Raw genomic sequence first — 11681 nt, 5'->3', positions numbered from 1 at the left:
TTTTTGTATTATCTATATTTACTTAATATATAGACTTTTAATCATTGCTTCGATAAAATGCCTGTGTGATTTTTTGACTTAAACTGGTAAAATAGTCATATAACTATATAGGGGAGAGATCAATTTTGACATCACTATTATATCTAGGACTTTTAATATTAAGTTTAATTTGGGGGGCTTCATTCTTTTTTATCAAAGTATTACTTTCCTTTTATAATCCATTAGCGATTGTTTTTTTTCGTTCATTATTCGGAATAGTTATAATCCTAAGCATTATGCTATTTACACATAAACCGCTGTTACCACCAAGAAAAGTTTGGAAAGTTTTGATTTTAATCGGAGTAATTAATTCTGTAATACCATGGAGCTTAATTGGTTACAGTGAAAAGGAAATCAGTAGTAGTTTGGCATCAATATTAAATGCAACAACACCAATTTGGACATTTATAATAGGAGTTCTCCTCTTTTCATCTAAAGTATCAAAAATTCAAATCATAGGAGTAATCACTGGCTTTCTAGGAATTTTTATCTTATTAGATATCGATCTTAGCCAATTGGCAATAAGTAATTTCTACGGATTTATGGGGATGATATTGGCGGCTATTTTTTACGGTTTTTCTTCTCAAATATCCCGAAAATATTTCAAGGAAATATCTACTTTTCAAATTTCACTATATACATTATTAACTTCAGCACTTTTTTCAGGGATTATTATTATCTTTACCGATTCTTTTCACTGGACAATCTTACTTACCGAACCTAAAGTATTATTATCCTTTTTAGGATTAGGAAGTTTGGGTACGGGACTAGCGCTTATAATCTATTATTACCTTATCCAAAATGGTGGTGCAGAATTTGCCAGCTTAGTAACTTACTTGGTCCCAGTTACGGCTCTTTTTTGGGGGGCATTGCTTTTAAATGAAGAAATAAAACCATCAATGTTAATAGGTCTATTGCTTATTCTAATCGGAGTATATATTTCCGGTAAAAATAAAACAAAAGAGCCGAAAAAACTGATGAAATCTAACTTTACCACAACTGATTAAATATACCTACATTCATTTTGATATTTTAGGGGAGTAATATTAATGGAGTGGCATTTCAGATAAGGAGGCTATATCATGAATGATAAGAAATATAAAGATAAAGATTCCCAATATGAGGGAAGGGACAAATATTTCATCGATGTGGATAGAATGGTAAATGAAGGACTTGGTGGTGGCAATATAAGTCAGGAAAATGGCTTAATTGAAGACACTACTGTCGATACAGTGAATGATTTTGATAACTAATAGGAAAATGGGTAGCAGTGGATTGCTACCCATTTATTTGTTTTCTTTAGAACTTTAGGTTGTAGAAAGCTTTTTTACCACCGTAACGACCAACGTATGCTAACTCATCTTCGATTCTTAGTAATTGATTATACTTAGCTACACGATCTGTACGGGATGGTGCACCAGTCTTAATTTGACCAGCATTTGTTGCAACAGCAATATCAGCAATTGTTGAATCTTCAGTTTCACCGGAACGGTGGGAAATAACTGCTGTATAACCAGCACGTTTTGCCATTTCGATCGCATCAAAAGTTTCTGTTAATGTTCCGATTTGGTTTACTTTAATAAGGATTGAGTTAGCTGTCGCATTTTCAATTCCTCTTTCTAAACGTTCAGTATTAGTAACGAATAAGTCGTCACCTACTAATTGAACTTTCTTACCCAAACGTTCAGTTAACTTCTTCCAACCTTCCCAATCATCTTCTGCAAGTCCATCTTCAATGGAGATAATTGGATATTTGTTGACTAACTCTTCATAGTAATCAATCATCTCGTCAGTTGTCTTAACTACTCCTTCACCTTCTAGATGATATTTACCATCATTATAGATTTCAGTGGAGGCAACATCTAAAGCAATAAATACTTCTTCTCCAGCCTTATATCCAGCTTTTTCGATTGCTTCAAGAATTGTTTTGATAGCTTCTTCGTTTGAAGAAAGGTTTGGAGCAAATCCACCCTCATCTCCAACAGCTGTATTCATGCCCTTATCTTTTAATACCTTTTTAAGGTTATGGAAAATTTCAGCACCCATGCGTAACGCTTCACGGAAGTTTTCAGCGCCTACAGGCATTACCATGAATTCTTGAATATCAACATTGTTATCAGCATGTTTTCCACCATTTAGGATGTTCATCATTGGAACAGGAAGAGTTTTTGCATTTACTCCACCTAAGTATGCATATAGAGGAATTCCTAATGCATCTGCAGCTGCTCTAGCAACCGCCATGGATACTCCTAAAATAGCATTTGCACCAAGTTTTCCTTTGTTTGGTGTACCATCTAGTTGAATTAAATATTCATCAATACCAACTTGGTCTAAAGCATCCATCCCAATTATTTCTGGGGCAATAATATCATTAACATTCTCAACAGCCTTAAGAACACCTTTGCCTAAGTATCTATCTTTGTCACCATCTCTTAATTCAACAGCTTCATGGGCACCAGTAGAAGCACCAGATGGTACAATCGCCCTTCCCATTGCACCTGATTCTAAAACAACTTCTACTTCAACAGTTGGGTTTCCACGAGAATCTAATACTTCACGAGCATAAACGTCAGCTATAATTGTCACAATGTCCACTCCTTTTAATAATTCTTTATTTATTTTATTAATGATTTACCTGTCATTTCAGCAGGTTGATCAATGTTTAGTAATTGAAGCATGGTTGGTGCAATATCTGCCAGCACTCCATCCTCTCGTAATTCTAAATCCTTATTAGTTATGATCAATGGTACTGGATTTGTCGTATGTGAAGTAATTGGATTTCCTTCCTCATCAGACATTAAATCGGCATTACCATGATCAGCAGTGATCAGTGCCACTCCACCCTTTTCAAGGATCGCGTCAACTATTCGTCCAAGATTATCATCTACAGCTTCAACTGCTTTAATCGTTGGCTCGAGCTTACCTGAGTGACCTACCATATCACAATTTGCGAAGTTAAGGATAATTACATCTTGTTTGTCCGCAGAAATTTCTTTTAGAACGGCTTCAGTTACCTCATAGGCACTCATTTCTGGTTTTAAGTCATATGTTGCAACCTTTGGTGAAGGGATCAGAATTCTAGTCTCTCCATCGAATTCCACTTCACGGCCACCACTAAAGAAATAAGTTACGTGAGGATATTTCTCAGTTTCTGCAATTCGCAATTGTTTTAAACCATTTTGACTTAAAACTTCTCCTAATGTGTTATCCAAATCCGTTGGTTTATAAGCAACATACCCATCAACAGATTCACTAAAATGAGTTAGACAAACATAGTAAACATTCTCCGGATAACCTTCCCCGCGATCGAATCCACGGAAATCTTTATTAGTGAATACTTGTGATATTTGAATTGCACGATCGGGTCTGAAATTAAAGAAAATAATCGCGTCTTCAGATTCGATTTTCCCAATTGGTTGATCATTATCATCAACGATAACAGTAGGCATTACAAATTCATCAAAAACACTCTTCTCATATGATTCACGAACAGCTTTGATTGGATCAGTATAATGTGGACCTTCACCATAAACCATAGCTCGATAAGCCTTTTCTGTTCTTTCCCATCGCTTATCACGGTCCATAGCATAATATCTACCCTGAACCGTTGCTATTTGACCAATGCCCAATTCATTCATCTTCGCTTGAAGTTGTCTAATATATTCAATAGCACTATCGGGAGCAACGTCACGACCATCTAAAAAAGCATGAACATATACTTGGCTAACATTTTCCCTCTTCGCTAACTCAAGTAGTGCATATAGATGTTTTATATGACTGTGTACTCCACCATCTGATAATAATCCATATAAGTGTAATTTTTTATTTTTTTCTTTTACATGTTTTATCGCATCTAAAAATACTTCGTTTTGGAAGAATGTACCTTCCTGAATGGATTTTGTTACCCTCGTCAAATCTTGATATACAATACGGCCAGCACCGATGTTTAGGTGTCCAACTTCTGAATTACCCATTTGTCCTTCAGGTAATCCAACCGACATGCCACTAGCACCAATAATCGTGTTAGGAAATTCACTCTTTAGACGATCAAGATTTGGAGTATTTGCTTGAGCAATCGCATTTGCGGTTACCTCGTTACGAACACCGAATCCATCCATAATGATTAAAGCTAAAGGTTTTGGTCGAGTCATTTTGGGCTCACTCTCCATTCTGTATTTCGCATCATTTAAAAATTATTTTGCTCCTTCAACTAAAGCCATAAAAGATTCTGGTTTTAGACTTGCTCCCCCGACCAATGCACCGTCAATCTCAGGTTGACTTAAAAAGGAACGAATATTTTCTGGTTTTACACTTCCACCATATTGAATTCGTACTTCATTAGCAACTTGGGAGTCATATTGGTTGGCAATAACTTTTCTAATATATCCGATTACTTCATTCGCATCTTCCGCAGATGATGTTTTACCGGTTCCAATTGCCCAAATAGGTTCATATGCAACAACCAATTTCTTAACCTGTTCAGAAGAAAGATTAGCAATAGCCTTTTCAGTTTGCTCTTTTACAACATCCTTAGTCTTTCCAGCTTCTCTTTCCTCAAGTTTTTCTCCCACGCACACGATAGGTGTAATTCCATGTTTAAATGCTGCATGAACGCGTCTATTAACCGTTTCATCAGTTTCACCAAACATTTCTCTGCGCTCAGAATGGCCGATTATTGCGTATTCAACCCCCAGTTCCTTGAGCATTAGTGGGCTAATCTCACCAGTAAACGCGCCATTCTCTTCCCAATGGATATTTTGGGAGCCGATTTTAATCTTATTATTTAGTTGTTCCCTCAAAATTCCTAAACTAGTATATGGAACGCATAAAACAGCATCAACATTCTCTAGGGAAAAGTCTTTTAAAGCTGCGATGAATTCTTTTGTTTCCTCGATGGTTTTATTCATCTTCCAGTTTCCAGCAATGATTGGAGTTCTCATCATATCACCTATTCCTTATCATTTAATGCAACTACACCAGGTAAGTCTTTACCTTCAATAAACTCTAAAGAAGCTCCGCCACCGGTAGATATATGTGACATTTTATCAGCTAATCCGGCTTTTTCGATTGCAGCAGCAGAATCTCCACCACCAATAATTGTTATGGCATCTGTATCAGCCATAGCTTTTGCAATACCATTAGTGCCATTAGCGAATTTATCCATTTCAAAAACACCCATTGGACCATTCCAGATAACAAGCTTAGAATCTTTAATAACTTCCTCATACAATTCAACTGTCTTAGGTCCAATATCTAAAGCTTCCCAATCAGCAGGTATCTCCGAAATATCAACGATCTTTGTATTAGCATTTTCAGCAAAACGATCGGCTACAACTGCATCAATCGGCATTAAAAAGCGTACGCCTTTAGCCTTAGCTTTTTCAATAAATTCTTTAGCCAATTCGATTTTGTCTTCTTCAAGTAATGAGTTGCCTATTTCGTAACCTTGAGATTTGATAAAGGTATATGCTAAACCGCCACCGATGATTAAGTTATCTACTCTATCAAGTAAATTTTCAATTACTCCAATCTTGTCCTTAACCTTCGCCCCGCCGATGATAGCTGTGAAAGGTCTTTCCGGATTATTGAGAGCCTTTCCTAGGGTTTCAATTTCCTTTTGCATTAAGAAGCCAGCTACTGCAGGTAGATATTTAGCTATTCCTTCCGTTGATGCATGAGCACGATGTGCTGCGCCAAATGCATCATTAACATAAACATCAGCTAACTCTGCAAAAGCTTTAGCTAATTCTGGATCATTTTTTTCTTCACCAGGATAAAATCTTACATTTTCTAATAAAAGAACGTCTCCATCTTGCATTTCTGCTATTTTAGACTTAACTACATCGCCTGTAGCTTCATCTACTTTTGTCACTTCTTTACCAAGAAGTTCAGAAAGTCTTTTAGCAACTGGATTCAAACGTAACTCTTCAACTACTTTTCCTTTTGGTCTTCCTAAATGGCTAGCTAAAATAGCTTTTCCTCCCTGTTCAACAATATACTTGATTGTTGGAAGAGCAGCTTTAATTCGAGTATCATCGGTTATTACTCCATCTTGCATTGGAACATTAAAATCTACTCGACAGAAGACCTTTTTTCCTTTCAAATCTAGATCCCGTACAGATTTCTTATTCATTTAGTGCTACCTCCTTGAACGAAAGAGGAGAAATTGATTTCTCCTCTATTTTAACAAGATATTATTTCTTGACTTTTTATTAAATTCCTTTATTTGCAACGTAAACAGCTAAATCAACAACACGGTTAGAATAACCCCACTCATTGTCATACCAAGATACAACTTTAACCATATTGCCATCCATAACCATTGTTGATAATCCATCTACACTAGAAGAATGTGGGTCGTGGTTGTAATCAACTGATACTAATGGTTCTTCAGAGAATGCAAGAATTCCTTTTAGTTCTCCTTCTGCAGCTGCTTTTAAAGCACCATTAACTTCTTCAACAGTTACATCTTTTTCTAATTCAGCAACTAAATCTACAACAGAAACGTTTGGAGTTGGTACACGCATTGCAAATCCATTTAACTTACCTTTTAATTCTGGTAATACAAGAGATACTGCCTTTGCTGCTCCAGTTGTTGTAGGAATAATTGAAACACCAGCAGCACGAGCACGACGATAATCTCTATGTGGTAAATCAAGAATTTGTTGGTCGTTGGTATAAGAATGTACAGTTGTCATTAATCCACGCTTAATACCAAATTTATCATTTAATACTTTGGCAAATGGTGCTAAACAGTTTGTAGTACAAGATGCGTTAGAAATGATATGGTGGTTTTCTGGGTCATATTTGTCATGGTTTACTCCCATAACGATAGTAATATCTTCATTCTTTGCAGGTGCAGAGATGATAACCTTTTTAGCTCCAGCTTCCAAGTGTTTCGCTGCATCTTCACGTTTAGTAAAACGACCAGTTGATTCAATAACAAGGTCAACACCAAGTTCTTTCCAAGGTAATTGAGCAGGATCTCTTTCAGCAAGAACCTTGATTAATTTACCATTAACTAAGATTCCTTCCTCTGTAGCTTCAACTTCCGCATCTAATTTTCCATGTACAGAGTCATATTTAAGTAAATGAGCAAGCATTTCAGCATCTGTTAGGTCATTAACAGCAACGATTTCAATATCAGATACACCCATTGCTGCTCTAAATACATTTCTTCCAATTCTACCAAAACCATTAATACCAACTTTAATCATAACTTTTTTCCTCCTTGAATTTATGAATTTAATGATTAAAAAAAGCTATTTATTGGTTAAAAATTATACTTTGCACCAAATTTAATTATTGCTGCAAAGTAAATTAATTATGCCATCAGTGATGTCTTTGACATGATTAAATTTTTGATAAGATTTCCCTAGCAGCTCCTTCATCAGTTACTAATATTTGTTTATAATTTTGTTTTAATACTGCTAAAATTGCATCAGCTTTACTTTTTCCGCCAGCAACAGCAATGATATGAGGAATTTTTTCTAAATCTTCTAGTATTAGCCCTATTGTTTTGATCTTGTACACAATCTCACCATCTTGTGAGAAATAATATCCGAAAGCCTCACCAATTGCTTTTTTCTCTTCTAATAACGCTAAGATCTCTTTAGAAGTATTACGCCTTAGCGCCATGGTTTTAGCATCCCCGATTCCATGAATGACAATTCCTGCAGAACGAATAACCTTCAATACTTCTTTTATGTTATCTTCATTCATCAGAGAATTATATGATTCCTCACTTAGTTGGTCAGGAACATGAAGTAACCGATATTTGCCTCCCGTTTTCTTAGCCATAACAGAAACTAAAGTGTTTGCCAAAAATTCATGATTTTCACCAATACCTCCACGGGCCGGAACAAATAGAACAGATTGCAATTGTGGGTTTTCTGGCATCATATTTGCTACTTCAAATAAAGTTGAACCACCTGTTAATGTAACGATATCATTCTCTTTAACATATTGTCTTAACAATTGCGCAGCAGCTCGTCCCATCTCTTTTTTAACGAATTCATCTTTATCGACATCACCTGCAACAACAATAACCCTCGAAATATGTAGTTTAGCCTGTAGTTTTTGTTCTAATTCGTTTAAACCGAATATTTTTTTGATATATGGGGATAATTCTTCTAACACTTGATATCCTTCATCAGTTAATTTCATTCCAATTGTTTCAATATCGATTAAGCCCTGCTGTTTTAAAAACTCAGCTTCTGCCCTTAATACTCTCTCTGTCCATCCTAATGCTTGTGATAAACTTCTTCTGCCAATTGGTTGCATTAACGAGATATAATGTAGAATCTTAAATCTCTTCTGCATTATTTCTAGAATATCAGGTGTTAGCTTCGATTGGAGTTTTAATAAATCCAATTTTTAGCTCTCCTTTGGTCTTATTTAGTCCCGCTTTAACATATTATGTCCCACTTACAGCAAAAAAAATTCATCTCTAATATAAATAATACAGTGAAATGAATTAATTAGCAACCAATTTTTTATTCATATCTCTTTTGCTCTAAAACGAATCGCATAATATGATAGATCCCTACTGATCATTTTCTCCTCCATTATTGATAATTTTTTTGAATTTTTCGTATATTAGAAATATATCATATATATGAAATGGAGGAAAGTTTATGATTCTTTTAGAAGGTCTTGAATTAAATATTTTGATGATACTTGCACCTGCTATAGTTGTATTTATTTTAGTTTTTTTTTATAAAATTAACTGGATTTTAGTTATGGTTATTTCTATTTTAGCAGAGCTATCTTTAGTGGTACTTGATATATATATTTATGAACTTAAATTAAAATCAATTAACTATGTTATAGAACATGAACTAGACAACTATTTTTTTGACTTTATTGTTCCAGCTATAACTATTTCTATATTGACATTGTTACTGGCAAGAAAAATAAAAAAGAACGGTATAAAAATGGATTAATAACGATTAGAATTATAAGAACATGTCAAATTGAAATTATTGTTGTATATTCCGAAAATGAATAGCATTCCCTGAATACAGAAAAATTATCCCCTAAAAATTATAGGAATAATTTTTTTAGTATCTCTTTCTAGCCGATGAGGAAAGTATCCCTAATTCATCCCGATATTTTGCAATAGTCCTTCTTGAGATATTTATTCCTTTTTTATTTAATAAATTAGCTATTTTTTGATCGGATAAGGGTTTTCTTTTATCTTCATTATCAATAATTTCTTGAAGTAGCTTTTTGACATTTTCACTTGAAGTAACATCCCCATCAGAAGTCGACAGTCCTGTACTGAAAAAATATTTTAATTCAAAAATACCTAGAGGAGTTTGCAAATATTTTTGATTAACTGCCCTACTAACCGTTGATTCATGCATGCCAATTTCATCAGCAATTTCTCTTAATTTTAATGGCTTCAATGAATGATTTTTAAAAAAGGATACCTGATGTTTTATAATAGCATTGGTCACTTTGTAAAGAGTATTTCGTCTTTGTTCAATGCTTTTAATCAACCACTCTGCACTATGAAATTTTTCGATAATATATTTTGATGTTTGGTCCCCTTTGGGATTGTTTAGAAGATACTGGCGATAATAAGGGTTAATTTTTAATCTCGGCAACATCGCATCATTAACAATTACAACAAATTCGTCATCTACAAATTCTAGGATCACGTCAGGAATGATGTATCTAGGCAATTCACCACCATTAAAACCCATCGCTGGTTTAGGACTTAAAGTTCTAATAAAATCAAATAACAGTTGTACCTCTTGAGTTGTTATTTGAAGTTTTTTGGCTATCTTAGTAAATTTACGTTCCGCTAGATCACTTAGATGGTGTTCTACGATTTCAATTGCTTGATAATCTATCGGATCAATAGCCTTTAATTGAAGCAATAAAGACTCTTTTAAATCTCGAGCACCTATCCCTTTAGGCTCTAAAGATTGTAAAATTCTTAGTACTCTATTAACATCAGCTACACTTATTTGAAAGCGCTTTCCCACTTCATCTAAGGGAACTTTCAAATAACCCGATTCATCCAAACTACCGATTAAAAACTTCAAAATTTCATAATCCTTTTTTCTTAAAGACAAAAATCTAGCCTGTTCTAATAGATGTTCTTCTAGGGAAATTTCGTGAACAGAGATTTTTTCCCAAATATTAAAATCTTCTTCAGATGAATATTTAATTGAACGAGATTTATATTGATTGCGGTAAAAATATTCATATCGTGCTAGCTCTTTATCATCTATCTCAAATACAGGATTATTTACTATCTCCTCATATAGAAATTCAGTTAATTCTATAGTTGGATATTGTAACAATGTAATTGCTTGGCGCAACTCTTTTGTCATAAATAGTTTTTGTGTCTGTTGTTGAAAAAGACCATAATTCATTTCCATATTATCACCTAATGTCTTGATAATCATATCTTCACATTGTATAATGTAGTTTGTGATTTATTTTGCGCTCGTAGCTCAGTTGGATAGAGCACTGGTTTCCGGAGCCAGGTTTTGCGGGGGTTCGAGTCCCTCCGGGCGCACCACTTATTGGATACCTAAAAATCTTATAATTTAGCCAAAACATTTAGCCTTATAGGCTTTTTTTTATATCAAAAATAGACAGAAGATTAGTAGCCTCTAAGTTTATTTTAACAGAATAAGGGCAGAATAACATATGGAAAATACTCCGCACTTAATGTTTGACCTTTTTTGACTAATAAGGTATGATATGAGTATATCAAGCATACCATTATCATAGGAGATAATGAGAGGAGGATATATTATGAGTTATTATGTACCAATGGTTATTGAACAAACTAACCGCGGAGAAAGAGCGTACGATATTTACTCACGATTATTAAAGGATCGTATTATCTTCTTAGGAAGTCCGATTGACGATAGTGTAGCCAATACCGTTATCGCTCAGCTTTTATTTTTAGCTGCCGAGGATCCTGAGAAAGATATCCATTTATACATCAATAGCCCTGGTGGATCTATTACAGCTGGAATGGCTATTTTTGATACAATCCAATTTATTAAACCTGATGTTTCAACGATTGTTGTTGGTATGGCTGCATCAATGGGGGCATTCTTACTGGCTGCTGGAACAAAAGGAAAGAGATATGCCCTTCCTAACAGTGAAATTATGATTCATCAACCATTAGGTGGAGCTCAAGGGCAAGCAAGTGATATCGAAATTCATGCTAAACGCATCATTGATTTAAAGAAAAAACTAAATGAAATCTTATCAGAACGCACTGGTCAACCAATTGAAAAAATTGAAAGAGACACAGATCGTGATAACTTCCTAACAGCGGAAGAGGCTAAAAAGTATGGTTTGATCGACGATATTATTACTTCTGCTCCAAAGGTTTAAAGATTTAAAAAGCACCGCTTAAGCTGATATGATCCCCTTATAGTAGACAGAAAAAAGAAAAACCATTAGTCTGTCTATTATGGAGGGGATTTTTCTATGGGTAAAATTCGAAACACATATGATGTAGCATTCAAAAAGAAAGCAGTGGATATGTATAAGAATGAAGGAATGGGATACAAAACTGTGGCTAAAAAGTTGGGTATTGATCATTCTATGGTTCGTCGATGGGTTCATCATTATGAAAACGAAGGAATGAAGGGACTTGAAGAAAA

Annotated in this window: 12 protein-coding genes and 1 tRNA gene; 6 read left to right on the top strand and 7 right to left on the bottom strand. The window is 34.7% G+C overall.

Annotated features, from left to right (window positions below; translation table 11 throughout):
- Nucleotides 1-125: 125 nt before the first annotated feature.
- A complete protein-coding gene (locus BHF71_RS04190) occupies nucleotides 126-1046 on the top strand; it encodes a DMT family transporter (protein ID WP_069656421.1) in 921 nt (306 codons plus the stop codon).
- Between the two features lie 75 nt (nucleotides 1047-1121).
- Complete coding sequence (locus BHF71_RS12055) at nucleotides 1122-1292, top strand: hypothetical protein (protein ID WP_176717304.1); 171 nt, start codon at nucleotides 1122-1124, stop codon at nucleotides 1290-1292.
- A gap of 46 nt (nucleotides 1293-1338) precedes the next feature.
- Here the strand turns inward: BHF71_RS12055 and eno are convergent, their stop codons facing one another.
- The 6 genes from eno to BHF71_RS04160 form a co-directional block, all read right to left on the bottom strand.
- Nucleotides 1339-2625 carry a phosphopyruvate hydratase gene (gene eno, locus BHF71_RS04185; RefSeq protein ID WP_069656420.1) on the bottom strand — a complete coding sequence of 429 codons (1287 nt, stop codon included), beginning with the start codon at nucleotides 2623-2625 and terminating at the stop codon, nucleotides 1339-1341.
- A 29-nt stretch (nucleotides 2626-2654) separates the two neighbouring features.
- On the bottom strand, nucleotides 2655-4190 hold the full coding sequence (gene gpmI, locus BHF71_RS04180) for a 2,3-bisphosphoglycerate-independent phosphoglycerate mutase (protein WP_069656419.1): 1536 nt from the start codon (nucleotides 4188-4190) through the stop codon (nucleotides 2655-2657).
- A 42-nt stretch (nucleotides 4191-4232) separates the two neighbouring features.
- Nucleotides 4233-4979, bottom strand: coding sequence for a triose-phosphate isomerase (tpiA, locus tag BHF71_RS04175; protein ID WP_069656418.1), 747 nt, complete (start codon nucleotides 4977-4979; stop codon nucleotides 4233-4235).
- 8 nt (nucleotides 4980-4987) lie between these two features.
- On the bottom strand, nucleotides 4988-6172 hold the full coding sequence (locus tag BHF71_RS04170) for a phosphoglycerate kinase (RefSeq protein WP_069656417.1): 1185 nt from the start codon (nucleotides 6170-6172) through the stop codon (nucleotides 4988-4990).
- A 79-nt stretch (nucleotides 6173-6251) separates the two neighbouring features.
- A complete protein-coding gene (locus BHF71_RS04165; RefSeq protein WP_069656416.1) occupies nucleotides 6252-7256 on the bottom strand; it encodes a glyceraldehyde-3-phosphate dehydrogenase in 1005 nt (334 codons plus the stop codon).
- Nucleotides 7257-7392: 136 nt separating this feature from the next.
- On the bottom strand, nucleotides 7393-8361 hold the full coding sequence (locus BHF71_RS04160) for a sugar-binding transcriptional regulator (RefSeq protein ID WP_069656441.1): 969 nt from the start codon (nucleotides 8359-8361) through the stop codon (nucleotides 7393-7395).
- 314 nt (nucleotides 8362-8675) lie between these two features.
- On the opposite strand from BHF71_RS04160, the gene BHF71_RS04155 reads away from it, so the two are divergent.
- On the top strand, nucleotides 8676-8984 hold the full coding sequence (locus BHF71_RS04155) for a hypothetical protein (RefSeq protein WP_069656415.1): 309 nt from the start codon (nucleotides 8676-8678) through the stop codon (nucleotides 8982-8984).
- Between the two features lie 117 nt (nucleotides 8985-9101).
- Here the strand turns inward: BHF71_RS04155 and rpoN are convergent, their stop codons facing one another.
- Nucleotides 9102-10460, bottom strand: a complete 1359-nt coding sequence (rpoN, locus tag BHF71_RS04150; RefSeq protein ID WP_218064925.1) for an RNA polymerase factor sigma-54 — start codon at nucleotides 10458-10460, stop codon at nucleotides 9102-9104.
- A gap of 37 nt (nucleotides 10461-10497) precedes the next feature.
- Between rpoN and BHF71_RS04145 the strand changes: the two genes are divergently transcribed.
- From BHF71_RS04145 to BHF71_RS12460, 3 genes are all read left to right on the top strand, one after another.
- Nucleotides 10498-10576, top strand: a tRNA-Arg gene (locus BHF71_RS04145).
- Nucleotides 10577-10815: 239 nt separating this feature from the next.
- Entirely contained in the window at nucleotides 10816-11409 is a 594-nt protein-coding gene (clpP, locus tag BHF71_RS04140) for an ATP-dependent Clp endopeptidase proteolytic subunit ClpP (protein WP_069656413.1), read from the top strand.
- 96 nt (nucleotides 11410-11505) lie between these two features.
- A partial coding sequence (locus tag BHF71_RS12460) for a helix-turn-helix domain-containing protein (protein ID WP_141705318.1) occupies nucleotides 11506-11681 on the top strand: 176 nt, incomplete at its 3' end.

The organism is Vulcanibacillus modesticaldus (assembly GCF_001730235.1).
Lineage (GTDB): Bacteria > Bacillota > Bacilli > Tepidibacillales > Tepidibacillaceae > Vulcanibacillus > Vulcanibacillus modesticaldus.
The sequence above is the reverse complement of the archived record's forward strand: the minus strand, read 5'-3'. Positions and strand labels throughout refer to the sequence as shown.